This is a genomic window from Streptomyces sp. GS7 (assembly GCF_009834125.1).
Classification (GTDB): Bacteria; Actinomycetota; Actinomycetes; order Streptomycetales; family Streptomycetaceae; genus Streptomyces.
The window spans coordinates 4,529,057-4,553,396 of the sequence record NZ_CP047146.1 but is presented as its reverse complement, the minus strand read 5'-3'; the positions used below and the strand labels follow the sequence as shown (position 1 = coordinate 4,553,396).

Annotated in this window: 18 protein-coding genes and 6 pseudogenes; 13 read left to right on the top strand and 11 right to left on the bottom strand. The window is 69.2% G+C overall.

The window, feature by feature from the left end; genetic code table 11:
• Positions 1-41 precede the first annotated feature (41 nt).
• Positions 42-383 (bottom strand): hypothetical protein, encoded by a 342-nt coding sequence (locus GR130_RS39905; RefSeq protein ID WP_201305275.1) that lies wholly within the window; start codon positions 381-383, stop codon positions 42-44.
• Between the two features lie 338 nt (positions 384-721).
• Between GR130_RS39905 and GR130_RS20280 the strand changes: the two genes are divergently transcribed.
• Positions 722-4,456 carry an nSTAND1 domain-containing NTPase gene (locus tag GR130_RS20280; protein WP_236573259.1) on the top strand — a complete coding sequence of 1,245 codons (3,735 nt, stop codon included), beginning with the start codon at positions 722-724 and terminating at the stop codon, positions 4,454-4,456.
• A gap of 44 nt (positions 4,457-4,500) precedes the next feature.
• A pseudogene (locus tag GR130_RS40740) lies at positions 4,501-4,725 on the top strand (transposase); the annotation flags it as partial.
• Between the two features lie 28 nt (positions 4,726-4,753).
• On the opposite strand, the pseudogene GR130_RS40735 reads toward GR130_RS40740, so the two are convergent.
• Positions 4,754-5,275, bottom strand: a pseudogene (locus GR130_RS40735) (transposase); the annotation flags it as partial.
• A gap of 431 nt (positions 5,276-5,706) precedes the next feature.
• The gene (locus GR130_RS20265) at positions 5,707-6,966 is read right to left on the bottom strand and encodes a DUF2079 domain-containing protein (RefSeq protein ID WP_159506025.1); all 1,260 of its coding nucleotides are present in this window, start codon (positions 6,964-6,966) and stop codon (positions 5,707-5,709) included.
• A 279-nt stretch (positions 6,967-7,245) separates the two neighbouring features.
• Here GR130_RS20265 and GR130_RS20260 point away from each other — a divergent pair, with 279 nt between their 5' ends.
• From GR130_RS20260 to GR130_RS20250, 3 genes and pseudogenes are all read left to right on the top strand, one after another.
• Positions 7,246-7,929, top strand: a complete 684-nt coding sequence (locus tag GR130_RS20260; protein ID WP_159506024.1) for a response regulator transcription factor — start codon at positions 7,246-7,248, stop codon at positions 7,927-7,929.
• Between the two features lie 55 nt (positions 7,930-7,984).
• Positions 7,985-9,511 (top strand): sensor histidine kinase, encoded by a 1,527-nt coding sequence (locus GR130_RS20255; protein ID WP_236573257.1) that lies wholly within the window; start codon positions 7,985-7,987, stop codon positions 9,509-9,511.
• Positions 9,512-9,576: 65 nt separating this feature from the next.
• Positions 9,577-10,367, top strand: a pseudogene (locus GR130_RS20250) (IS5 family transposase); the annotation flags it as partial.
• Positions 10,368-10,407: 40 nt separating this feature from the next.
• On the opposite strand, the gene GR130_RS20245 reads toward GR130_RS20250, so the two are convergent.
• Complete coding sequence (locus GR130_RS20245) at positions 10,408-10,863, bottom strand: Lrp/AsnC family transcriptional regulator (RefSeq protein ID WP_159506022.1); 456 nt, start codon at positions 10,861-10,863, stop codon at positions 10,408-10,410.
• Between the two features lie 120 nt (positions 10,864-10,983).
• Between GR130_RS20245 and GR130_RS20240 the strand changes: the two genes are divergently transcribed.
• The 3 genes and pseudogenes from GR130_RS20240 to GR130_RS20230 all read left to right on the top strand — a co-directional run bounded on the left by GR130_RS20240 (position 10,984) and on the right by GR130_RS20230 (position 13,765).
• Positions 10,984-11,529 carry an RBBP9/YdeN family alpha/beta hydrolase gene (locus GR130_RS20240; RefSeq protein WP_159506021.1) on the top strand — a complete coding sequence of 182 codons (546 nt, stop codon included), beginning with the start codon at positions 10,984-10,986 and terminating at the stop codon, positions 11,527-11,529.
• A gap of 68 nt (positions 11,530-11,597) precedes the next feature.
• Positions 11,598-12,484, top strand: a pseudogene (locus tag GR130_RS20235) (IS481 family transposase); the annotation flags it as partial.
• 49 nt (positions 12,485-12,533) lie between these two features.
• Positions 12,534-13,765: pseudogene (locus GR130_RS20230) on the top strand (IS3 family transposase).
• Between the two features lie 461 nt (positions 13,766-14,226).
• Here the strand turns inward: GR130_RS20230 and GR130_RS20225 are convergent.
• The 6 genes and pseudogenes from GR130_RS20225 to GR130_RS20200 form a co-directional block, all read right to left on the bottom strand.
• Complete coding sequence (locus tag GR130_RS20225; RefSeq protein ID WP_159506020.1) at positions 14,227-14,601, bottom strand: VOC family protein; 375 nt, start codon at positions 14,599-14,601, stop codon at positions 14,227-14,229.
• A gap of 331 nt (positions 14,602-14,932) precedes the next feature.
• A pseudogene (locus GR130_RS20220) lies at positions 14,933-15,352 on the bottom strand (tetratricopeptide repeat protein); the annotation flags it as partial.
• A gap of 142 nt (positions 15,353-15,494) precedes the next feature.
• Positions 15,495-16,448, bottom strand: a complete 954-nt coding sequence (locus GR130_RS20215; protein ID WP_159506019.1) for an IS481 family transposase — start codon at positions 16,446-16,448, stop codon at positions 15,495-15,497.
• Positions 16,449-16,947: 499 nt separating this feature from the next.
• The gene (locus GR130_RS20210; RefSeq protein WP_159506018.1) at positions 16,948-17,928 is read right to left on the bottom strand and encodes a terpene synthase family protein; all 981 of its coding nucleotides are present in this window, start codon (positions 17,926-17,928) and stop codon (positions 16,948-16,950) included.
• A 104-nt stretch (positions 17,929-18,032) separates the two neighbouring features.
• Positions 18,033-19,394, bottom strand: a complete 1,362-nt coding sequence (locus tag GR130_RS20205) for a cytochrome P450 (RefSeq protein WP_159510101.1) — start codon at positions 19,392-19,394, stop codon at positions 18,033-18,035.
• 786 nt (positions 19,395-20,180) lie between these two features.
• The gene (locus GR130_RS20200; protein ID WP_443043631.1) at positions 20,181-20,606 is read right to left on the bottom strand and encodes a zinc finger domain-containing protein; all 426 of its coding nucleotides are present in this window, start codon (positions 20,604-20,606) and stop codon (positions 20,181-20,183) included.
• A 62-nt stretch (positions 20,607-20,668) separates the two neighbouring features.
• Here GR130_RS20200 and GR130_RS20195 point away from each other — a divergent pair, with 62 nt between their 5' ends.
• Positions 20,669-20,830: a hypothetical protein gene (locus GR130_RS20195; protein WP_201304946.1), complete on the top strand. Its 162-nt coding sequence runs from the start codon at positions 20,669-20,671 to the stop codon at positions 20,828-20,830.
• A 6-nt stretch (positions 20,831-20,836) separates the two neighbouring features.
• A complete protein-coding gene (locus GR130_RS41930; RefSeq protein WP_201305195.1) occupies positions 20,837-20,950 on the top strand; it encodes a helix-turn-helix domain-containing protein in 114 nt (37 codons plus the stop codon).
• A 23-nt stretch (positions 20,951-20,973) separates the two neighbouring features.
• Here GR130_RS41930 and GR130_RS20185 read toward each other — a convergent pair whose 3' ends face one another.
• Positions 20,974-21,630 (bottom strand): TetR/AcrR family transcriptional regulator, encoded by a 657-nt coding sequence (locus tag GR130_RS20185; protein WP_159506016.1) that lies wholly within the window; start codon positions 21,628-21,630, stop codon positions 20,974-20,976.
• Positions 21,631-21,706: 76 nt separating this feature from the next.
• Between GR130_RS20185 and GR130_RS20180 the strand changes: the two genes are divergently transcribed.
• Genes GR130_RS20180 through GR130_RS20170 form a run of 3 tightly spaced genes read left to right on the top strand, consistent with a single transcriptional unit; the run spans position 21,707 to position 23,705 of the window.
• Positions 21,707-22,399, top strand: coding sequence for an NAD(P)-dependent oxidoreductase (locus GR130_RS20180; RefSeq protein ID WP_159506015.1), 693 nt, complete (start codon positions 21,707-21,709; stop codon positions 22,397-22,399).
• Positions 22,396-22,800 (top strand): pyridoxamine 5'-phosphate oxidase family protein, encoded by a 405-nt coding sequence (locus tag GR130_RS20175; RefSeq protein WP_159506014.1) that lies wholly within the window; start codon positions 22,396-22,398, stop codon positions 22,798-22,800. The genes GR130_RS20180 and GR130_RS20175 overlap by 4 nt, the downstream gene beginning before the upstream one ends.
• On the top strand, positions 22,797-23,705 hold the full coding sequence (locus GR130_RS20170) for a haloalkane dehalogenase (protein ID WP_268977974.1): 909 nt from the start codon (positions 22,797-22,799) through the stop codon (positions 23,703-23,705). Before GR130_RS20175 ends, GR130_RS20170 begins: the two co-directional genes overlap by 4 nt.
• Positions 23,706-24,340: the final 635 nt, after the last annotated feature.

The window sequence follows — 24,340 nt, the reverse complement described above, 5'->3', positions numbered from 1 at the left end:
GCGCCGACGAGGGCGTCGAGCGCCTGGGCGCTCTTTACGTGTCAGCAGAAATAGGTCGTGTAGTGGTGCCCGGGGGTGGTGCTCGACCAGTACCACAACGCGACTCCATTCGGACCGATTTCGATCCGCCCGTTCTTGTGCGTGTAGTTGCCCTCGATGTCCTTGGCGCACACCCCAACACGGTCCGGAGAACAGTTCTTATAGATCTGCATCATGGGACCGCCGTTGGCATTGGGGTTGTCGAACGACGTCCAGCAGGGGTAGTCCGCCGCCTTGCCCGTGTGTGAGGGCGCGGCGGATGCAGTCGTGGAGGCCGTCAGCATTGCGCCGACTGCCACAACGGCGGTCGCGATCGCGACCGCGCCCTTGCGTGGCGAATTCATCATCGTGTTCCTCTCGTGTTCGGAAATTGTGGTGGCAGGGACTACGGCGTTGTCCGTTGCCAGGTCGACGCGGACGGCGTCGGGCCGAGTTCTTGGCCGGGCGGACCCCTGCGTCCCGCGGCGCCCAAGGGCCAGAGCTCGGCACCCCCGTTCATCAGCCGAACCGCGGCCAACACTCGCTGACCGCCCGGTTGTTAGGCATCCCGGTTCCTGCTCACAACAATCCGCTTGCTGCCGACTTGGGAGGGCTGCACGCGGCATGGACCGGTCTTGCGGGGTACGCCGGGAAATGCCTAGCGTGGCCGGCGGTCAGGCACTGCGGGGGGACGGGGAGCAGCGTGGGGCGTCGTGAGAAGCCGGTGGACCCGGGAGCCGGGCCGGTGCAGCGGCTCGCCTATGAACTGCGCAAGCTGCGCCAAGAGGCGGGCGGCATCACCTACCGGGCGATGGCCGAGCACGTGCCGTACTCCGTTCCCACGCTCTCCCAGGCCGCCGCGGGCGAGAAACTGCCGTCCCTTGCGGTCACCTTGGCCTACGTGGAGGCGTGTGGCGGGGACACCGCCGAGTGGGAGACGCGCTGGCGCCAGGTGGGGGAGGACCTGGCTGCGCAGTCGGCCGCCGGGGACGATGCGAGCGCGCCGTATCGGGGCCTCGCCCGCTTCGAGACCGGCGACCAGGAACGGTTCTTCGGCCGCGGCGCGCTCACCGACGCACTCGTGAGGCTGGTGCGCGAGCACCGCGTCGCGGCCCTCTTCGGCCCTTCCGGCAGTGGCAAGTCCTCGCTGCTCCGCGCCGGACTGATCCCCTGCCTGCAGCACACCCAGGACCCGGGCCTGCGACCGGCTGCCCTGCGTATCCTCACCCCCGGGCCCCACCCGGTACGCAGCCACCAGCAGCTGTTCACCCCGGCCGAGGCCGACGGGGACGTCTGGCTGATCATCGACCAGTTCGAGGAACTCTTCTCCCTCTGCCACGACGCGGAGGAACGCAACCGGTTCATCGACCTGCTCCTGGCAGCGGAGGGTCCTGGCAGCCGGCTGCGGGTGGTCCTGGGCGTGCGCGCCGACTTCTATCCCCGCTGCGCCGAGCACCGCGGGCTCGTGGCGGCCCTCCAGCATGCGACGTTGATGGTCGGGCCCATGAGCCCGGCCGAGCTGCGCGAGGCCATCGTCAGACCCGCCACGGCCGAAAACCTGGTCGTCGAGCGCGCGTTGACCAGCCGGCTGATCGACGACCTGACCGATGAGCCCGGCGGGTTGCCCTTGCTGTCGCACGCCCTGCTGGAGACCTGGCGCCGCCGCCGCGGCCGGACCATGACCGTGGACGCCTATGAAGCGGCGGGCGGTGTGCACGGCGCCGTCGCCCAGACCGCCGAACACCTCTACACCCAACTCTCCCCGGCCCAGGCCCACCTCGCCCGCCGCATCCTGCTGCGGCTCATCGCCCCCGGGGAGGGAACGCAGGACACCCGCCGCCCCGCCCCGCACGCCGAACTCGACACGGACAACCCCACCGACACCCGCATCGTCCTCGAACACCTGGCCCGCGCTCGCCTGATCACCCTCGACGACGACACCGCCGACCTCGCCCACGAAGCCCTCATCACCTCATGGCCCCGCTTACGCGCCTGGATCGAGGAACACCGCGAACGCCTGCGGCTACACCGGAAACTGACCGAAGCCGCCCAAGCCTGGGAAGAACTGGGACACGACGCCGGCGTGCTGTACCGGGGAACCCGTCTGGCCGCAACGAAGGAAGCGTTCGCCACCCCGGAAGCACGGGCAGAACTCACCGTCCCGGAACGCGCATTCCTCGACGTCTCCCGCACCGCCGAGGAGAGTGCACAGGCCGCGGTCCACCGCCGCACCCGCCGGCTCCGCCAACTCGTCGCACTGCTCACCGCCGCGTTCCTCGTAGCGGGCGTCACCACTGTCCTTGCCGTCCGCGCGCGGCAGTCCGCCGACCGGCAACGCAACATCGCGGTGTCCCGGCAGGTGGCGATCGAGGCCATGGCGCAGCGCGCCACCACGCCGGCGCTGGCGGTACAGCTCAGTCTCGCCGCCTACCGTCTCGCCCCTACCGCCGAGGCCCGAGGCGGCCTGCTCAGTGCCTTCGCCACGCCTTATGCAAGCCGGCTGACCGGCATCACCGATGCCGCCGGCTTCAGCCCGGACGGGCGCATCATGGCCGCAGCGACCGATGACCACACCGTACGGCTTTGGAACGTCGCCGCCCGGGACAATCCGACGGGGCTGGCCACGCTCACCGTCCACTCCGACACGGTCCGGTCGGTGAAGTTCAGCCCCGCCGGGCACCTCCTGGCCACCGCCTCCGTCGACAGGACCATCCGCCTGTGGGACGTCACCGACCCCCGGCACCCCGCACGCCTGGCCACCCTCGGCAACCACACCGACAACGTCTGGTCGGTGGCGTTCAGTCCCGACGGTCGCACCCTCGCGGTGGCCAGTGACGACCGCCGCACCGTGCAGCTGTGGGATGTCACCGATCCCCGGAACCCCAACAGACTCGCGCCCCTCATCGGTCACACCGACACGGTCCTGTCGGTGGCGTTCAGTCCCGACGGACATTGTCTGGCCACCGCCGGAGACGACCACACCGCACGCTTGTGGGACGTCACCGATCCCCGGAACCCCAGCAGCCTCGCTACCCTTGACGGCCACACCGACACCGTCTGGTCAGCCGTCTTCACCCCCGACGGGCGCAGACTTGCCACCGCCGCAGCGGACAAGACCATACGTCTGTGGAACATCGAAGACCGGCATCGTCCGGTTGCCATGGCCACCATGACCGGCCACACCGACGCCGTCCGCTCGGCCGCCTTCAGCCCCGACGGGCGAACGCTTGCCACCGCGAGCAACGACCACACCGCACGCCTGTGGGATGTCACCGATCCCACACATCCCCACAGCCTGGCCACGCTCACAGGCCACACCGACGATGTCGTTCTGACGGCCTTCAGCCCGGACGGGCGCACCCTGGCCACGGTCGGTGACGACGCCACCGCACGGTTGTGGGACATCCCCGGCCCGATCCTCACCGGCCACACCGACGGTCTCTACAGTGCGGCATTCACCCCCGACCGCCGCACTCTCGCCACCGCCGGCATCGATCACACCGTGCGCTTGTGGAACGTCACCGATCCTCAGCAACCGAAGCACCTGGTCACCGTGACCGGCCACACCGGCACCGTCCGCTCTGCCGCCTTCAGCCCGGACGGCCGGATCCTCGCCACGACCAGCGACGATCGCACCACACGGCTGTGGGACGTCACCGACCCCCGGAACCCGCGCCGTCTGGCCACCCTCACCGGCCACAAGGACACCGTCTGGAAGGCCGCGTTCAGCCCCGACGGGCGCACCCTGGCCACCACCAGCGAAGACGCCACCGTACGCCTGTGGGACGTAGCCGATCCACGCAGTCCCACCACCCTGACCGTGCTGACCGGCCACCGCAACAACACCGAAGCAGCGGCGTTCACCCCGGACGGCCGTACCCTGGCGACGACCAGTCAGGACCGCACCATCCGCCTGTGGGACGTTACCGACCGCCGGAACCCACGCCGCCTCGCCGTCCTCTCGGGCCATGCCCGGTCCATCCGTGCCGCCGTCTTCAGCCCTGACGGACACACCCTCGCCACGGCCGGCCTCGACGGCACCGCACGTCTGTGGGACGTCACCGACCCTCATCACCCAGGGCCACTATCCGTCCTCACCGGCCACACCAATGCCGTCTACGGCGTAGCGTTCAGCCGCGACGGTCACGTCCTCGCCACGGCCAGCGCCGACACCACCGCACGCCTGTGGAACGTCGCAGACCGCCACAAGCCCACGGCCCTCGCCACCCTCGCCGGCCATACCGACCGCATCTACGCCCTGGCATTCAGTCCCGACGGCCACACACTGGCCACGGCCGGCGCGGATGCCACCGCCCGCCTGTGGGAGACGGACCCCCAGCGCGCCGCAGCCCGGATCTGCGCTACCGCTCACCCCGCACTCACCCGTTCCGACTGGAACCACTTTTTCTCCGGACTCCCCTATCACCCGCTCTGCTGACAGGGCTGACGGACACCGCCAACACCCGGCCCCCCCGGGGGATTCTCCCGAAGTCGGCCCAACCCGTAGCGAAGAAGGCCATCCAGGGCAACTACAACGCCGAGGACAAGGAGCACGCCGCCAAGGCAGTCAAGGTGTTCGGTGAGCAGTACGGGACGACAGTCCCCAAAGCCGCCAAGAAGATCGCGGACGATGATGAGGCCGAACTGCTGCCCTGCTACGGCTTCCCCGCCGAGCACTGGATCCGCCTGCGGACCACGAACCCGATCTGGGTGTGGTACTTCCTCGACGGCATCGGCGTGGGGCGCCGTAGACGCCATGGTGCTCGCTGTGGATGGCGCGGATCTCGCTCACGGTCCGCTCCTCCTCGGCCTGGCGCTCGGCGCGGGCCGGCTCGGTGGCCAGGTGCCGGTAGTAGTCGGCGCGGGACGCCCCGAGCATCCGGCAGATCCGCTGCACGCCGAAGCCAGCGCGGTTGGCGGAGATGAAGTCCCAGCGGCAGGGGCTCACTTCACCTCCCGAGTGAAATAGGCGGCTGCCCGGCACAGGATCTCGCGCTCCAGGTGCCACTCCTTCTCCACCTTCAGCAGCCGGGCATTCTCCGCCCGCAGTCGGGCCAGTTCCTCCGTTGCTCCCGCCCGCGTCACGGCGTCCGGGCACGGCCTGCGAGTCGTCCTTGCGGACCCACGTCCGCAGCGACTCCGCGGTGATGCCGAGGTCCGCGGCCACCGCAGCGTACGTCCGCTTGCCGGCCGCAGCGTGGTAGAGCGCGACGGCGTCCTTCCTGAACTCCTCCGGATACGGAGACTTGCGTCCTAATGAACATCCCTCCCCGGACCATCAAGATCCATTGTCAGGGTGTCCACTCCAAAGGAACATCCTCACCCCCCACCTTGGGGCGGTCCTCCCACGCCAGGTTCGGCCGGTCTGGGTCCACCCACGGCAATTCGACGTCGACGCTGGGGAATCGACCCGCATGCTCTTTGATCCGCTTGGCCAGCGTGTCGGGCACCGGCACCACGCGGTCCTGGTTGCCCTTCGGAGGGCCGAAGTACAGTCGCGACCTGATCCTCATGACCTGGCGCACGGTCCGCACTTCCCGAGGGCCCGCGCCTTCTGCTTCGGTTTGGCGGGAGGGCGAACCGTGGACAGAACGCGACACGGACGTTTGTTGCGGCAGAGCGCGGTTGCGAGACCGTGGGGTGGCCGTGCGAATGCTCAGGGCTTCGTTGCTCAGGGCGGGATGGAGTTCAAGGGCGGTGCAGCAAGAGGTAGCCATGCTGATCGGTGACGACCCGGTAGCCGTGGGACCGGGCGATATCGATGTCGCAAGCCTGTTGGGCATGTGAGGTGGGCCAGGTCTGCGGGGTGGCGGTGTCGACGATGATCCACTCAGGGTCGGGCCTGCTACCAGTCAGGCCGAATTCAGAGACGGTGGCGCGACTGGTGAGCTGCGGCACGAGACCGTTGGAGGCGGCAACGGTCGCTCCGTCGGGGATGCGGTCCAGGATGCGGTGGGCAGCGGTGATGCGCGCACTGGTGTGCCAGGTGGCGGCGTCGGCGAGGCGTGACAGGGGGAACAGCGGCAGCAGCAAGACGCTGATGGCGGCGCCGATGGCCAGGTGGGCGCGGGCGGCGCGTTGCCCACCCGGCCGGGTGGCGACCGCCTCGACGAGCGCGGCGAAGACGATGGGCATCAGAACCGCGCTGTAGTGGTACTTGGTGCCCCAGTAGGCAGGGTTGTGGGACAGGAAGCGCCACCCCAGGGTGGGGAGCGCGGTCCACAGCAGCGGGGAGCGGAGGGCCATGAACGCGGTCGGGGCCAGCAGCAGCACGACGGTGAGGCCACAATTGGCAGCGTGCAGCACCGCCGAGAGCCCGGCCCCGTTGGCCCCACCCGAACTGAGATTGTTCCAGTACCCGTACTGCAGACCGGGGTTGAACGCCGGTATCACGAGCAGGACTTCCAGCAGTGTCCCCACGATGCCGGCGGCGGATGCGACCAGGCCGAGCCGTACACGCCCGCGCCGGGCCACCAGTGCACCGATGACCGCAGCTGTGAGGCCGAGGTCTTCCTTGACGAGCAGGAGTGGCAGTGCCCACATGACGGCGGCGCGCAGTCTCCCCTCGCCCAGCGCGGTCAGCGAGAAGGCCAGCAGCGGCACGGCGAAGCACACCTCGTGGAAGTCGAAGCCCACGGCCTGGGCCATCCCCCAGGAGATGCCGTAGCCGAAGGCGACCGTCAGGGCGGTTGCTCGGCCGGCTGCGCGCTGCGCCCAAGAAGCCAGCGGCACCACTCCCACGGCGAACAGCGCTGCCTGGGCCAGGAGCAGCATGAGGGGAGAGGGCCACAGACGGTAGAAGGGCGCCAGAGTGGCCAGGATGGGCGAGAAGTGATCGCCGAGCAACGGGAAGCCGGGGCCCTTGAGTTCGGAGACGGGCAGTTGGCTGTGCGCGTAGGAACGGACGGCCTGCTCGAAGATGCCCAGGTCGAAACCGGTGGTGATCATCTGCTGGTGGTCTCGCACCGATACCGCCGTGTAGGCGGCGAACAGCGCAACCCCGGCAGCCCAAGGCCAGTACGCGCCGCACCAGCTACGCAGACGCCTCCCATCCCGGTCGGGGGCGGAAGCGGCAGGCAGGGCAGACGTGGTGGTGATAGCTGAGGGCACGGTTGGGGCCTTCCAGGTGTGGAGGGCCCCACGATCGCCAGGCGCTGCTGATGCTTCCCTGACCGTTCCTGATCACGCGGTCAGGAAGCGGCATCGGGGCTGTGCCAGGCTGGGCACATGCGGATCCTGCTGGTCGAGGACGAGCGCGAGCTCGCCGACACACTGCGACACGGCCTGTCGGCCGAGGGCTACCAAGTGGACCTGGCGCACGACGGCCGGGAGGGCCTGTGGAAAGCCCGCATGGGCGAGCACGCGTTGATCATCCTGGACCTGATGCTCCCGCTCATCAACGGCTACCGGGTCTGTGCCCAGCTGCGACGCGACGGCATCACGACCCCCATCCTGATCCTGACCGCCAAGGACGGCGAATGGGATCAGGCAGAGGCTCTGGACACCGGCGCCGACGACTACCTTGCCAAGCCCTTCTCCTACCCGGTGCTGCTCGCCCGGCTGCGCGCACTCCAGCGCCGCGCCAGCACATTCAGCACTGTGGTGCTCACCGTGGGCGACCTGACCCTCGACGTGGCAGCGCGCGCCTGCCGACGCGCCGGCAGCAAGATCGCGCTCACCCCCCGGGAGTTCGCCATCCTTCAACTGCTCGCCCGCCACCCTGGCAAGGCCGTCACCAAACGCGACCTCCTTTACCACGCATGGCCGGAGGACGCCGCGGACCCGAATCTCGTCGAGGCCCGCATCAGCGCCCTGCGGCGCAAGATCGACACACCCTTCGGCCGTCACTCGTTGCAGACCGTGCGTGGCCACGGCTACCGCCTCATCGACGACCGGCACCGCCATGAGTGACCGCCGGCTTGCACATGGGGTCGCCTGGCTACGTCGCAAGCTGCGCTCGGTCCGAGTGCGCACCTCATTGGCGGCTGCGGCCGCCAGTGCCGTCCTGCTGGGAGGGGGCGCCGCGTGGGTGCACCACACGGTCTTCGACCAGGCGATGGCCGCCACGCGGGAGCGGGCTGCCGTCGAGGCGGCCCACCTGGAGTCCATCCTGAGCGGCGGTTCCACCCCTTGGGGCGTCAAGGAGTGGATGGCCCTGCCCTACTCAGAGAACCTGCCCTACGAGATCGTCGCGGGAAAAGACACCTACGTCGCCTCCAGCCCCGAACTGCAGCCCTTCGATCACGGCGGCCCCACTCTGCCCGCACCAGACCGCGGCGGCATCCAGTTCAACCTGCCGGGGCGGAACGGTCCCCTCCCACCCGACGACATCCAGATCACCCCGCAAGACGGGGCGCACCTGGGCACCCCCGCCGGTAGTCGCGGCAACCCGCTCGCCGGACGCACGTTCCCCGTCGTCGCGATCGGCATGGCGGCCAAGGACGTGCACCCCCGTCAGGGTGTCAAGCTGCTCAGGAAGCTGGGCGACGGTGAAAACGTCGCCATCTACGTGCTCGTCACGCCCTTCGAGGCGCAAGCCGCCACCGACGCCATCGACCGCATCCTCCTGCCCGCCGTGCCCCTCGGCGTCCTCCTGGTCGCCGCCGTCGCGTACCTGGCCACCGCACGCGCGCTGCGCCCGGTGGAGGCCATCCGCGCCCGGACCGCGGCAGTCACCGCCACCAACCCCCGCGAACGCGTCGACATCCCTGATACCGCCGACGAGATCTCCGCGCTCGCCACCACCATCAACGCCACCCTCGAACGCCTGGATGCCGCCGCCACCGCCCAGCGGCGCTTCGTCGCCGACGCCGCACACGAACTCCGAAGCCCGCTCACCACCCTCCTAGCCGGACTCGAGATCGCCCTCGCCTACCCAGACAAGACAGAGTGGCCCACCGTCGGCACCCGCGCCGCCAGCCAAGCCCGCCGCCTACAGACACTCGCCAACGACCTCCTGCTCCTGGCCCGGCTGGACGCCACAAGCCCCTCTGCGCCCACCGACATCGACCTCGCAGACCTCGTCAGCTCCCTCGCGAACGACTACGCCGCCCAGACCCGCGGCCACCCACAGGTGCACTGCACCACAAAGGGCCCGGCCGCGGTCCTCGCCGCCCCCGGCGCACTCGAACGCATCCTGCGCAACCTGCTCGACAACGCCACCCGCTACGCGCACCACCGCGTTGACCTCACCATTCACACCGAACCGGCGGCCGAGGGATCCGGTTCGGCCGGTGCGGTCGTCGTGGAAGTCCGCGACGACGGCCCAGGCATCCCCGCGCACCAGCGTGAACGCATCTTCGAACGCTTCACCCGCCTCGATGACGCCCGCGACCGCGACTCCGGAGGCGCTGGCCTCGGACTCGCGATTGCACGAGAACTCGCCGAGCGCCACCACGCCGTCCTGCAGGCCGCCACAAGCGCCACCGGAGCCCACTTCATCCTGCGATGGCCAAAAGCCAACCCCTCGAACTCCAACCAATTGCTTTACTGATCATTTCAGAATGAGTTTGTGTTGGGGGCTTGGCAGTTGGGGTGAGAGACGGCAGTGTTCTGCGGGTGTCGGTCGATCTTGTGCCTGATGACCTGTGGGGACGTGTCGTGCCGTTGCTTCCTCCTCGGCCTCCGCGGCGCCGGCGGTATCCGGGCCGGTTGCCGGCGGATGACCGTGCTGCCCTGCGAGGCGTCGTGTACGTGCTGTGCAAGGGCGTGAGCTGGGTGGATGTGCCTGCGGAGAGGGTCGGTTGCAGCGGGGTGACTGCTTGGCGGCGGCTTCGGGACTGGGCCAAGGCTGGTGTCTGGCCTCGTCTGCACGAGGTCCTTCTGTCGGAGTTGCGGGCCGCCGGTCTGCTGGACATGGAGGACGCGGCAGTGGACGGCTCGCACGTCAGGGCTCTCAAAGGGGGGCTCGCACCGGACTTTCGCCAGTCGACCGCGCGCGTCCGGGCAGCAAGCACCATCTGATCACCGACCGGCACGGAATGCCGCCGGCGATCTCGCTGACCGGCGGAAACGGTCACGACGTCACCCGGCTGATGCCACTGCTGGACGCGATACCTCGCATTCGCGGAGTCCGGGGTCGTCCGCGTCACCGGCCAGGCCGGCCGTTCGCCGACCGTGGTTACGACTACGACAAGTACCGCCGCCTGCTCCGGGCCCGCGGCATCACACCGAAGATCGCCCGCAAAGGCACACCCCACGGCTCCGGCCCGGGCAAGACCCGCTGCGTCGTCGAGCGCACCTTCGCCCGGCTCCACCAGTTCAAACGCCTACGGATCCGCTACGAGATACGCACCGACCTCCACCTCCGCCTGCTCCAACTCACCTGCAGCGTCATCTGCTTGAGGAGACCCCGGACCTCATCTGAAATGATCAGTTGGGTGTTGTGGATCAGGACGTTGTTGACGGTGCCGTTGGCAACGACTTGGGCGGGTAGCTGCGTAGGACGAGTGAGGTGGTGACCGGTCCGTAGCGGGCGAGGGAGTCCACGACCTGTTCAAGGCGTTCGGCGTGAGAACAGTGCACGTCGAGCAGCAGGCAGTCCTCGCCAGTCACGCGGAGGGTCGAGACGACCTCGGGAGTGTGGGCGGCAAGGGTGAGTGCTTGGGACAGCTGCGCGTGGGTGGTGCGTAGCCGGACGATGGCGTGGATGTTCAATCCGACTGCGGCTGGGGCGACGACGGCACGGTAGCTGGTGATGATCCCGTTCTTCTCCAGGCGTTGGATGCGGGCGCTGGCTGCCGGCTGGGACAGCCCGATTCGGCGTCCGACCTCGGCTCCGGTGAGCCGCCCGTCGGTTTGGAGCAGTTCCAAGATGGCACGGTCGATCTCGTCGAGTGATTCCATCGTTGTCACCCCCACTTTCTTTGAGATCACTTGCTGAGCCCGATCGTTGCCGCTGATCCATCGAGAATCGCCCCAGGATGCCCCGGCGATGCGTGGGGGCCACGATTGGAAGGGTAGGCGATGGTCGCGTACGTCATCATCCCTGGGATCGACGGTTCGGACGAGCGGCACTGGCAGAGCTTGTGGGAGAAGCGATGGGGGCCCTCAGCGGTCCGGATCGCACCGGCCTCGTGGAGCAGACCGGACCTGCCGGACTGGGCTGCCGCAATCCAGGCTGCCTACGAGGTCGCTTCCCGGCGTGACAACCGGGTGGCGTTGGTGGCTCACAGCCTTGGCTGCTGGGCAGCCGCGCACTGGCTGGAGCAGGCGCGACCCGACACGGCGGCGGCGTTCCTGGTCGCGCCTCCCAATCCCCAGGGACCGGCGTTCCCACGTGAGGCCGCATCGACGTTCCTGAGCCTGTCCGCTCGCCCTTTGCCGTGCCCGAGCCTGATGGTGGCCAGCGACGACGACCCCTACTGCGACCCGACGACGTCCGCCTCCTTCGCGCACGAGTGGCAGGCGCAAGGCCATCTCATCCGAAGCCGCGGCCACATCAATTCCGACAGCGACCTCGGTGACTGGCAGACGGGCCTGGAACTCCTTCGCAGGCTCGTCGACTGCTGAGATGACTGATTCGACACGGATGCCCTCCGCGTCGACGCCGGCCCCTACCCTGCTCAGAAAGCCCATGCATGTCGCATCGCAATGCCCCGCTGTCTCCTGAAGGGCGGCGCCGTCTGATCGACCGCTGCCGGAACCGCCCGATCGCCCACGTCGCCGCAGAGATGGGAATCTCTCTCGCGCGTGCGCGTCGAAGTGGGGCAACCGCTTCCGCCGCCATGGCGACCTCGGCCTCCTGGACCGCTCTTCAGCGCCACACCGGCAACCCACGACAACTGATGCCGACGTCGTGGCCCGCATTGAGGACTTGCGCCGCACCCACAAGTGGTCAGCCGCGAGGATCACGTTCGAACTCAACAACGACGGCATCACCATCAGTCGCCGCACCGTGTCCCGCCACCTCGTGAGCCTGGGCCTGAACCGGCGCCGGTTCATCGACCCCAACGGCGAGACCGACCGCCAACCACGGAAGATCACCGCTCGCCGCCCCGGGCACATGGTCCACATCGACGTCAAGAAAGTCGGCCGCATGCCCGACGGCCGCGGCTGGCGCGCTCACGGGCGAGGCAGCGGACAAGCCAAAGCCGTGGATCGGCGCAAGAAGAAGGCCGAACGCGGCGGCTACGTCTATCTGCACTCCGCAGTCGACGGATACAGCCGCCTCGCCTACACCGAAGCCCTGCCAAACGAAAAGGCCGCGACCGCCGTCGGATTCCTCCACAGAGCCCACGCGTGGTACGCCACCCACGGCATCACCCGAATCGAACGCATCGTCACCGACAACGGCGCCTGCTACCGAGCCGACGCCTTCGCCCGCGCACTACTCGGATCCCGGCACCAACGAACCGCGCCCTACACCCCACGCCACAACGGCAAGGCGGAGCGGTACAACCGGATCCTCGCCGAGAAGTTCCTCCATGCCCGCCCTTGGCTCTCAGAGCAGCAGCGCGCCGAGGCTGAACCGCTCCGGGTCTGATGGAGGCTCGATTCCCTGAGAGGATCGAGTCATGGCACGTCCGTCCCCTTACCCTGCCGAGCTTCGCGAGCGTGCGGTGCGCATGGTCGCGGAGATCCGTCCGAACTACCCGACCGAGTGGGCCGCGATGAAGGCGGTCGCGGCGAAGCTGGGCATCGGTGCGGCCGAGACGGTGCGGACCTGGGTCCGCAAGGCCGAGGTGGACGCGGGCCGGCGGCCCGGCACCACGTCCGAGGAGGCCGCGGAGATCAAGCGTCTGCGGGCGGAGAACGCCGAACTGCGGCGGGCGAACGAGATCTTGAAGGCGGCGTCGGCTTTCTTCGCGGCCGAGCTCGACCGGCCGTCAAAGCGCTCGTAGCGTTCATCGACGAGTTCAAGAAGGTGTTCGGGGTCGAGCCGATCTGCCGTGTGCTCTGCGGCCACGGACTGAAGATCGCAACGAGCACCTACTACGCCGCCAAGAACCGCGCTCCCAGCGCCCGCGCGATACGGAGCTAAAGGCGCACATCAGTCGGGTGCATGCCGACAACTACGGCGCTACGGAGTCCGGAAGGTCTGGCGGCAGCTGCATCGCGAGGGCATGGTCGCGGCCCGCTGCACGGTCGCCCGGCTGATGCGCGAGCTCGGCCTGGAAGGCGCCCGTCGTGGCAAGAAGATCCGAACCACCCTGCGCGACGATGGGCATGAACGGGCGGCTGACCTGCTGCAACGCGACTTCACCGCCTCCAGGCCGAACGAGCGATGGGTCGCGGACTTCACCTACGTCGCCACCTGGTCCGGGATCGTCTACGTCGCATTCGTCGTGGACGTGTTCTCCCGGGCGATCGTCGGCCGGTCCGCGGCGACCAGCAAGCGGGCCAAGCTGGTCCTCGACGCCCTCGACATGGCCCTGTGGCGCCGGGATCGCGCCGGAACTCCCGCTGGACCAGGGCTGGTTCATCATTCGGATGCGGGCAGTACACGTCTTTCGCGTTCACCGCGCACCTGATCGAGGCCGGCATCGACGCCTCGATCGGCACCGTCGGCGACGCCCTGGACAACGCGCTCATGGAGTCCCAGATCGGCCTCTACAAAACGGAGCTGATCAAACCCCGCAGGCCCTGGCACGGCCTCGTCGACGTCGAGCTCGGCACCGCGGAATGGGTCGACTGGTTCAACAACCAGCGCCTCCACAGCGCGACCGGCGACATCCCGCCCCATGAGTACGAGACCAACCACTACGCTCAACACCAGCCCCGACCGGCGGCTGGAGTCAACGTATAGAGCCTCCACCGATCCCGGAGCGGTTCACTGTCAGTAACGGAGTGAGCAGTGTCCTTGGCTCGCCACGACAAGGGCGGCGGCTGTGCTCATCGTCGGACGCCAGTTGAGGGCGCTTCGCGCTGCTTAGCGGGGCCAAGGCGCGAAACCGCCAGCCCCGCCTGCGGTCGGCCCCTCGGGCGCAGGCCGTCTGGTGCTGTGGCCGGCCTGCCGCCGGCCAAGGCGCAGACGTGGGCCACCACCCACTGTGTCGCCGCGCGCCGTCGCGCTCCGCTGCCTGGCTGCCGCGTCCGGCCCGCCGCGCGGCTGTCGGGCCTCGGCTCCGTCAGCGACCGCTGCGCAGTCCTCATCTCGGTTGCGTGAAGTGTTGCTGTGTCGTTGGGCTGCGCCTGACTGATCGAATGCGAGGTCGAAGTCCTCGCTCGGTGGCAGGTTCTGACGTCGTCGCAGTGGCTGCGGTGGACTCAGTGGAAGCAGAGGCAGAACGGGTGGCCGGCCGGGTCCGCGTAGACCCTCCAGTTGGCCCCCGGGCGGAGCTGGTCCGTCCGCTCCAACACGGCCGCTCCGAGACTGAGCGCCCGCTTCTCCTCCTTGTCGAGGTCGTCCACGTCGAAGTCCAGGTGGAGCTGCTGTGGGCGCTGCTGGCCGGGCCATTCGGGCGGTTGGTAGCCTTCCACCCGTTGGCAGGCCAACGCCGTCCCCTCGAACCCGTGCACCTCGACCCAGTCGGGATCCTCCGGGTCTGCGACCACCCGGCCGCCGAGCAGATCTGCGTAGAACTCCGCGAGCCGTACCGGATCGGCGCAGTCCAGCGCGACCGCCTGCAGCTTCCGAATCAATTCCGACACCCTTCGCCCTTCAGGCGCTTCCACGGCGCCCCGTACGGGAAGGCGTACCCGCGGCCGCGGCCGGCATGCGTGGCGGTACACCGAGCCGCCTCCAGGCGTGGCCGCTGCACCGCGGTGAGCCTACGCAGTGATTCGGCCGAAGCGCTACCCGCTGCGAGCGACCGTCAGTGATGCGCAAGCGTCAGGCAGTCGTCGTCGGCGGGGTGGGTGGCGGTTGCAACCGAGGTGTCTCGGGGCCCGCAGCAATGGATGCCGCTTGTTCAACGCCCTCTCCTGGTGAGGGTCGCGCGCAGGCTGGATGCACCCGCTGCGGGTGCTGTGGCAGCAGTGGAGCCAGGCGTGCCCCCTCGTAGGCGAGTGGCATGGCGACACCGGCGGTGGTGAGAGCCGCCAGCGCCAGGAAGCGGCGGCGCTCGACGTCGGCACGCCCCAAGTCGGTGGCGGCGAGGACGGGGTCCGGCTCGTCTGTTGCTGCGGTTTCGGAGGTCCGTAGGCCGATTTCGGTCTGGGTGATGGTGCGGCCTGCGCGGCGGGAGAGCGCCTCGTCGAAGTACCGGCCGCTCCGGCCGGTGGGCTGGCGGGCCCCGTTCACCCAATGGGAGACGGCTGACTTGTTGGTCTGGAGGGTCTCGCCGTTCTCCGCGGCGATACGCCGGACGTCCTTGGCCAGGGCCTCGTAGGTGCAGCCGATCGCGTCGATGGTCTCGCGCAGGCGGGAGTCGGGCGCTCTCTGCGCTGCCACGATCGCCTCCGATCCGGAGCTGTAACCGCGTATACCGCTTCAACCCCCTCTCACCGTACCCATGATCCGAGTGCGCCTGGTCTATCCTCCCGGGCCCCGACGAGCCGGTGCTGCCCAGCCACGGCCGGGGTTATCCGCTGCGCTAGGTGTATTGCCCTGTGAGGTTGGGGACGCGGCTGGCGGGTGGTTTGCCCTTGAGCGCGGTGTGTCCGCGGTGGTGATTGTAGGTGTGGAGCCATTGGGGGAACGCTTCGCGGCGTTCGGTCTCTGAGCGGTAGGGCTTCGCGTAGGCCCATTCGTCAAGCAGGGTGCGGTTGAAGCGTTCGACTTTGCCGTTGGTCTGTGGCCGGTAGGGCCGGGTTCGCTTGTGGGTGATCCCGGCTGCTGTGAGGGCATCGCGCCAGGTGTGGGACTTGTAGCAGGCGCCGTTGTCGGTCAGGACGCGTTCGACGGTGATGCCGCAGGTGGTGAAGAACGTTTGGGCCCGGGTCCAGAAGGCGGTGGCGGTCTCCTTTTTCTCGTCGGTGTGGATCTCGCTGTAGGCCAGGCGGGAGTGGTCGTCGACGGCGGTGTGGATGTAGCTGTAGCCGACTCCCGAGCGGGTCTTGCGGCCTGCTTGCCGGCCGAGTGTCCTGTGGCCGCCGCCGTCGGGGATGTTGCCGAGCTTCTTGATGTCCACGTGGACCAACTCGCCGGGGCGGTCGCGTTCGTAGCGGCGTATCGGCCGGCCTGTGGCCCGGTCCAGGTGGGTCAGGCGGGCCAGGCCGAACCGGGTCAGCACGCGGTGCACGGTCGAGGGGACCAGTCGCAGCAGGTGGGCGATGCGGGCCGGGCCCCACCGGCGCAGGAGGCGGACCTTGATGATGCGCCGTTCCGTGCGTGTCGGGGTGCGGCGCGGGCTGTGGTGCGGGCGGCTTGAACGGTCTGCCATCCCCGCCTCACCCAGCAGCCGGTAGCGGTCGGCCCAGCGTTGGGCGGTGGTGGGCGAGACCTGGAAGCGTTCGGCGGCCCGCCGCAGGGTCCAGCCCTCGTCGACGACGCAGCGGGCCAGACGCAGCCGTCCAGTCTCGGTCAGGGGTGCATTACGGTGGGGCACGAGGGCCTTTCGGTCGGTGTAGACGTCGCAATCCACACCGAACCCGGAAGGCCCTCACCTGTTCAAGATCCCTCAGCCGAGACCTGCCTCACCGTCCACAACCTCCCCGGACAGAACACCTAGCGCTGCTGCGTCAGTGACGGTCGTCCGCGGCTGGTGGGCAGCCTCGGTGCAGTTGCCATGCCGGGAAAGTCTGAGCGCCGCTCCCGAGGGGAACGGCCAGTTTCCTGACGCTGACGGTCGCCGTGGCTCTGCTGGGTGCGGCGGCCGGCCTGCTCGTACCTCTCATCGTCGACCGCTTGGCTGTCGAACGTGGCTCCACCGCGCAGTTCGTGTCCTCGCGGCCATGCGCTGTACGCAAGCGGCGCCGAGGCTGGCTCGGCGCGCTCGTTATCTAGTGCTGTCAAGCGAACTAGCAGGTAGATCGCACAGAGAGCCGTCTGGCAGGTGAGGCAAGTTCTGCCGGGAGCGTCCGCCTATTGTCGCGAGGAAGGCGCCGTCACTCGGTGACGATGGGTTCTGAGGTTGGGGGGTCTGGGACGGCGTAGCGGTCGGTCTGCATGCTCCAGTCGAGGTTGCCGCGGATCCAGGTGCGTAGCCCGTCGATGTAGGCATGCACTCGCGCATCGTCGTGGCGGGTGGCGAGCTGGTCTGCTTGCCGGATGAAGGTGCGCATCTCGTGGGTGTGCAGGTCGACCGCAGCCTCCAGGGCCTTGGGGAGAGTGCACTGCCGTTCCTGGGCGATGCTATTGATGAGGTTCAGCGCTCCGGGCCAAACCAGTTCGCGCGGGCCGGAGAGGATGTCGTTGGTGTAGCCGACCACCCGGGCCGCGGTGCGGGAGGCTGTTTGGATCTCGGGCGTGGACCATACGGCGGCGGGCAGGGGGCAGTTGTTGGCGATCTCGTTGAGGACGAAGCAGCCGGCGCGCATGAAGACGGTCGATTCGCGCAGCTGCTGGTAGGCGTGCACGGTCGGGACGGTGCGGGCGGCCCAGTGGATGGCCTCGGGGCCGGCGGCGGCGAGGTACTCGATGAGGCCGAAGAGCAACCGCTGGACGTGTTCGGGGTCGGCGAAGTCGTCCAGCCGTCGGCGCAGGTCGGTGAGTGCCTGCATGTGCCCGGTGGCGGGCGGATCGCTCGGGTCGTGAAGGACTTGCAGGCAGTGGAGGATGTGTTCGGCAACGGTGAGAGTGTCGCCGCGGCTGCTGGCGCCTTCGACTTTGTCGTCGTCCTGCAAGAACAGCCACATCAGCCACTCGCAGGCGTACTTCACCCCTGGCAGCGTGCCGTGCGGGTGCACGCGGGCGGCCAGTTCCCCGAACCGTGCGGCCCGCGCCTTCTCCTCCTGCTCGCGGGTGGTGACGTAGCCGAAGCGGCGCAGCCAGGCTAGGGCGTGCTCGGCCAGTTCCTCGTGCTGGGGGTGAAGGGCCGGTTCGATAGGGCACCACAGGTCGGGCCTGGTCAGTCGTGCCGTGTTCACGGTGGATGCTCCTGTCGTCGGAGCCCGCACAGGTGGGGGAGTCGCCCGAGGGACGACTGTCGGCGCGCGCAAGGCGGTCGGTGCCTGCGTGGCTTCGCGCGCGTTCATAAGGCGGGTCTGTGTGAGCGGCGGGATGCCTGCATGGACAGATGTCGCGGCCGCAGGGAGGCGGCCAGGGCAGGGCGGACTCTGTGTTGGTGCAGCGGTTCCAGATGCCATTGGGCGACGATGGTCGCCAGGGCCAAGGTCGCTTCGGTGAGGGCGAACTGGTCGCCGACGCACTTGCGGGCCCCAGCGCCGAAGGCGATGAACTGGTGGTCCTGAGGGTTCGGTAGCCCGTTCGCCCATCGGTCCGGGTCGAAACGCTCTGGGCGGGGGAACAGGTCGGGGCGGTGGTGGATGACGAACGGACTGTAGATCACGGTGGTGCCCGCCGGGAGGGCGTAGCCGCCCAGGTCGGTGTCCGCGGCTAGGGTGCGGGTCAGGAGCCAGGCCGGCGGATACAGCCGCAGGGTCTCGGTGATGACCTGGCGGGTGAACGGCAAGTGCGGCAGGTCGGCATACGTCGCGTGCCGTCCGTGCAGCACTTGATCAGCCTCGTCGCGCAGGCGCACGCCGGTGTGGGGGTGGATGGCGGACAGGTGCAGGGCCCAGGCCAAAGCGGTGGCGGTCGTCTCCGTCCCGGCCAGGAACAGCGACACGACCTGGTCGGACAGCTCTGTATCCGACAGCCGCGCCGTCACTGCGTGTTCCTCGGAGATGTCCCGTGCGGCCAGAAGGGCGGACAGAAGGTCTTCGGTCTCTGCTGCCCCCTCCTGGGCGCGGCGGTCGGTGACGATCTCGCCGAGTGTCCGGCGCAGGCGTGCGCCGGCCCTCGAGAACCGGAGATTGCCCGGCGTCGGTACTCGGTTGAGCAGCCGGGGCACGATCATGCGACGGTAGACCCCGGTGAAGACGGTGACCAGGTCCTCCAGGGTCTGCCTCAGGTGTGGGGCCGTCAGCGCGTTGCCATACATCGTGGCGATCAGGCTCCTGCCGGTGATGGCCAGCATTTCCGAGAGGACGTCGATCCGCTGGCCGTCCCGCCACGTGTCGGTCACCGTGCTGATCTGCTCGGTCATCGTGCGGGCGTAGTCCTCCATACGCTTGGGGCGGAATGCCGGCTGGGTCAGGCGCCGCTGACGTCGGTGCATACTGTGCGGACAGGTGGGTAAGCCGTCTCCCACCACGTCCCGGAACCGCTCGAACAGCGGTCCCCCCTTGTCGAACAAGCTGTCTTGAAGGAGGAGTTGGCGGGTCAGCGCCGCGTCGCACACCATCACTGCCTGTGCTGGGCCTAGGCGGACACGCATGATCTCTCCCTGCTCCGGCAAGCCCGTCAGGAACCCCAACGGGTCTCTGACCAGCGAAAGCAGATGACCCAAGAAGGGAACGGCTCCCTGCGCTGTAGGAATAGCCTCCCGCACCGCCACGGCACCCCCAGCGTCACGTCGTCACGGCGCACCCGATGCCGCGGGCTCGAAGCGCCACACCTCATACCGCCCTCTCGCGAAGGCTGGGACAAGAAGATCCATCATTTCTCTCCGGGGGACTCGGCAAGGCGAAGCACCTCTTGTGCCGCACACGTCTCCGCTGGAGTCACCCAGACGCTGTCACCTCCTTCGATCCCTTCCGTAGAGGGCCGGTCGACTGCGGCGAGCCACCCGACAGCACTCGACTAGGGCTTCCCCGCCATCACGCACCGGGACTAACACTGTTGGGAACCCCTGCGGGCGCCTCGGCACGTGAACGGGTTGAACGCTTGCGCCCTTGTGAAAGGCCCGCTGCTGCCGGCTCGTCTCGATGTCGGCCATGCACAGACCAAACCGCCCTGAATGTCGGCGGCTGAGGTGGCCGGGCGTGTCCTGGCCTTGATGCCCCCTACATCCGGGGCCTTGCGGCAGTGCCGTGGCTTGCTCACGCTGTGGGATACGGACCTCGGGGGCTCCCAATGGCGGGGAACGCACCGCGCGCTGTTCGTACGCGCTCAGCGCCCCGTCGCTGGTGGAGGTGCAGAGGTCATGGGTACTGCGGAAGCGGCCTCCGAGAATGTGCCAGGGCAGCGGGCAGGTCGAGGTCCAGGACGGCGATGCCGGGGAGCGCCGACAGCTGATCGGTGGTGCCAGGCGGACGCGGTGGATGAGTCGGGAAGCCAGGACGTTGCCCTTGCCTGCCGCGGCCAACGCTGTCTCGTCGGCGCGGGTGGAGATCTTCTAGGAGAAGATCCGGGTAACCCCGGCTTCGGTGAGCGAGTCGAGCTGGGAGTCGAGGGACTGGCGGGCGGTGGATGCGCGGGCGTAGCCCAGGCGGGCGTGCCCGACGGTTTCGGCGCCGGCGTTCCTCGGCCGGGGTAGCTCGGCCCAGGCGGAGCCGGGTTTGCGCACGGCGGGAGTCGGCACGTTGAGGGCCTTGGCGAGTTGGGGCACCAGGCGAAAGCGGGCGGTGTGGTACTGGATGGCCACCTTGCCCTTGCCGGTGCGGCACGGCGAGCCCGCGGGGGCGGCGCAGGTGGACATCGGGCAGTCGTGCGATTCCACGCGCTTGTGTGAATATCCGTAGTCGCGTGCGCGGATGAGCTGGGATTCCGTCGTGGAGTGCAGGGAACTGTGACCTCCCCTACGTCGCGAAGTCGCCTGCATTACAGTCAAGTTGGCCGTAGTCGTGTGCGCGGTGCGGAGGGGGCCGGGTGGCGGAGGGACCGGTGGCCGAGCGTGGGGTGCTGACCGCCCCGGCCGATGTGTGGGATGCCGCGGTGCGGCAGGCCGAGGTGATCGTGCCTCTTGCCGAGAAGGCACCGCCGAGCGCGCCGCCCACGCCCGCGCCGTGGCCGAAGCAGTCGGCCGCCGCATCGGCCGCCCTGTAGCCCACCCTGCCGACGATCGAGTGCGCGCGCCTGCTCAAGGACCAGGGCGCCAGCCACGGACAGATCAGCGCCAAGACCGGTATCCCGAAAACCTCCCTGCACCGCTACCTGCAGGGGTAGCGGCACTGGAGGCGCTGAGGTGGTCAAGGCTGGGCGGCGCCTCCACCGGAGGCCGGTCGGCCCCGACGGCCTGCGCTGGTGGTTGCCGCGGTACGCGGCCTCGGGGCCAGTGCCGCGCGCAGCGCCGGGGTGAGGATGTGGCGGGTCTCGGACGGGGTGAGGGTGGCGGGGGTGGGGAGGGGGTTGAGGTAGCGGGTGTAGATGAGGCCGCCGAGGATCGTCACCACGGCCGTGGCGCGGGCGGTCGCGTCCCGGCCGCCGAGAAATTCAACAAGCCGGGCCAACAGCTCGTGTTCCAGGTACTCGCGGATCACCTCGGCGGCCTCGTCGCCCTGGCCGGTGAGCTGTCGGAAGTCGGCGTCCTCCCACAGGTCCGTCACCGCGTCGATCAGGCGGTCGGGGAGGGTGGCCTGGTCGCCGCCGAGGACGGCGTCCACCGCCAGCGCGTTGGCGCACTGGAACTGCATCACCTCCGCGAACAGGCCCTTCTTCGAGCCGAAGTGGTACGCGATCAGCGCCGGGTCGACCCCGGCAGCCCCGGCCACCGCGCGCACGGTGGTGCGCCGGTAGCCGCGCTCCAGGAACAGCGCGCGGGCCGCCGGGACGATCGACTCGCGGGTCGGCGGGTTGCCGCGGGGGCGGCCCCGGGGGCGGGCGGGGGCAGGAGCGTCGTTATTCATCAGCGTTGAGCCTGCGTTGGGTGGTCGGCACAGTCAAGGGCGTTCCGCGAACCACACGAAGGGATACCCCGACACCATGCGTATCGCAGTCTTCGGCGCCAACGGACCGACCGGCCGCCGCCTCACCGACCAGGCCCTCGCCGCCGGCCACGAGGTCGTCGCCGTAACCCGCCGCGCCGGCTCCCTCGCCGAGCGGCCCGGCCTCGCCGTGGCCGTCGCCGACGCCACCGACCCGGCGGCCGTCGCCGCCGCGATCGACGGCACCGACGCCGTCCTCTCCGCGCTGGGCGCGCGCTTCAGCAAGGACACCATCACCACCTACTCGGCGAGCGCCATGGCCATCACCGGGGCCATGGCCCGCCACGGCGTCAAGCGGCTGCTCGCCGTCAGCTCCAGCATCGCCGACCCGCACTGGCGTCCCACCGGCGCCCACTTCTTCAACCATGTGCTCGACCCGCTGGTGAACCGACGCCTCGGCCGCACCCTCCATGAGGACATGCGCGGCATGGAGGACCTGATCCGTCAGACGGACCTCGACTGGACCCTCGTCCGGCCCTCCGGCCTCTTCGACCACCCCGCCGTCACGGCCTACCACACCGCCGAGACCAGTGCCGACGGCGTCTTCACCGCACGCGCCGACCTGGCCGCGAGCATGCTGCGCGAGCTGGAGGAGCGGCGATACGTCCGCACGGCCATGGGCGTCATCACCACGGCCGTGAAACCGAACATCGCCAAGCTGATCTGGAACGAGGGCGTGAAGAAGAAGTGAGCCGGACGACAGTCGAACTCCCAGCCGGCATACGGGCATTCCTCACCCGCCCCCGCACGGCCACCCTCACCACCCTCCGCCCCGACCGCACCCCGCACGTCACCCCCGTCCGCTTCACTTTCGACCCGGGCCCGGCCCTGGCCCGGGTGACCACCCGGGAGGGGGCCCGCAAGGCCCGGAACGTGGCCGCGGGCGGCCCGGCGGCCCGTGTCGCGCTCTGCCAGGCGGACGGCTTCCGCTGGGTCACCCTCGAAGGCCGGGCCACCGTCACCGACGACCCCGAGCGCCTGGCCGAGGCCGTCCGCCGCTACACCGCCCGCTACCGCGCCGCCCCGCCCGCCCCGCTGGACCTGGTCGTCATCGAGATCGCCGTCGACCGCGTCCTGAGCCTCAACCTCTGAATCCCCCGTACGGAAAGCGAAGTGACACCGCGATGCCCACCCTCCCCGTCCTCGACTCCACCCTCTACTACCGCGAGTCCGGCGACCCCGACGGGCTGCCGTTCGTCTTCCTGCACGGCAACCCCACCTCCTCCCACCTGTGGCGGAACGTCCTGCCGGGGGTGGCCTCGCCCGGACGCCGCCTGCTGGCCCCCGACCTGATCGGCATGGGCGACTCCGGCAAGCCCGACCTGGCCTACTCCTTCGACGACCACGCACGCTACCTCGACGCCTGGTTCGACGCCCTCGGCCTTGCCGAGGCCGTCCTCGTCGGCCACGACTGGGGCGGCGCGCTCGCCTTCGACCGCGCCGCCCGTTTCCCGGGCCGCGTCCGCGGCCTCGCCTTCACCGAGACGATCATCAAGCCGCTGGTCGGCGACGAGTTCCCGGCGGCGGGCCGGGAGTTGTTCACCCTGCTGCGCACCCCCGGGGTGGGCGAGGAGACGATCCTGGAGAAATCGCTGTTCATCGAGGGGCTCCCCGACACGCTCGCCACGCCGCTCGACCCTGCCGACCTGGAGGTCTACCGCCACCCCTTCCCGACCCCGCAGAGCCGCCGCCCGGTGCTGGCGTGGACGCGCATGATGCCGCTGGACGGCGAGCCCGCCGACGTCGTGGCCCGCATCGAGCACTACGACGCCTGGCTGGCCGCCAGCCCCGAAGTCCCCAAGCTGCTCGCCGCGTTCGAGCCAGGCCCAGGCGCGATGACCGACGAGGGGGCCGTGGCCTGGTGCGAGGAGAACATCGTGGGCCTGGAAGTCTCCCACCACGGCCTCGCCGGCCACCACTCCCCGGAGGACCGCCCCGAGGAGCTGGCCGCAGCGATCAACGCTTGGGCCGACCGCCACGGGCTGGCGCGCCATTAAGGGTCCTCGATCCTGGCGGGGTCGATCGTCCCGGGGCCGACTGCGCTGCCGCCGACGGGTGTACGCGCCGCGATCGCTGCCACCATCGAGCGCCTCAGCGAACGAGAACCCTCGGACGTCGCTTCCCGGCCAACTCCTGGAGGCCCTGCGCGCGGGACGGCAACGACGCCACGCCGAGATGACCGTGCGATCAACCCACAGGCACGTGCAGGCGACTTCGGACTCCAGTGCAGCCGACTTCGAAAGCTGACACTGCTGAGGGGCCGTCATGGGCCCGGATCTTCGCACAATGCAACTCTCAGAAGGGGGGCCGTCCCGCTTTTGAGTGAGAACGGGTTCTGCGAACGAATCCGGTGTCGGCGGTGTCCCGGCGGGCCGTGATTGATCTTGCTCGCACAAAGGACCGTTTACGAGAGAGGCCACTCGTCGATCGCCATGGACCGCCGAGAGATGCCTTGCGCCCGGCGTCCGAAATACCGCTCTAGCCCTCGCACCTCTGATGGGGTCCACGCCCGCTTTTTGTGCCCCAGTGGCATTCCGCCGTACCGGGCGCCGCTTTCGGCGACTGGCGTCGACGCCAGTCGAGCAGCCGGGAAGTAACCTTGTACACCTTTTCGGGCTATCCTGCGCCTTCA

Coding starts and splice junctions, on each gene's coding strand:
- GR130_RS20200 (WP_443043631.1), bottom strand. CDS start 20,606: ATGCAGGCGACTTCGCGACGTAGGGGAGGTCACAGTTCCCTGCACTCC.
- GR130_RS20260 (WP_159506024.1), top strand. CDS start 7,246: ATGCGGATCCTGCTGGTCGAGGACGAGCGCGAGCTCGCCGACACACTG.
- GR130_RS20180 (WP_159506015.1), top strand. CDS start 21,707: ATGCGTATCGCAGTCTTCGGCGCCAACGGACCGACCGGCCGCCGCCTC.
- GR130_RS20265 (WP_159506025.1), bottom strand. CDS start 6,966: ATGATCACCACCGGTTTCGACCTGGGCATCTTCGAGCAGGCCGTCCGT.
- GR130_RS39905 (WP_201305275.1), bottom strand. CDS start 383: ATGAATTCGCCACGCAAGGGCGCGGTCGCGATCGCGACCGCCGTTGTG.
- GR130_RS20185 (WP_159506016.1), bottom strand. CDS start 21,630: ATGAATAACGACGCTCCTGCCCCCGCCCGCCCCCGGGGCCGCCCCCGC.
- GR130_RS20245 (WP_159506022.1), bottom strand. CDS start 10,863: ATGGAATCACTCGACGAGATCGACCGTGCCATCTTGGAACTGCTCCAA.
- GR130_RS20240 (WP_159506021.1), top strand. CDS start 10,984: ATGGTCGCGTACGTCATCATCCCTGGGATCGACGGTTCGGACGAGCGG.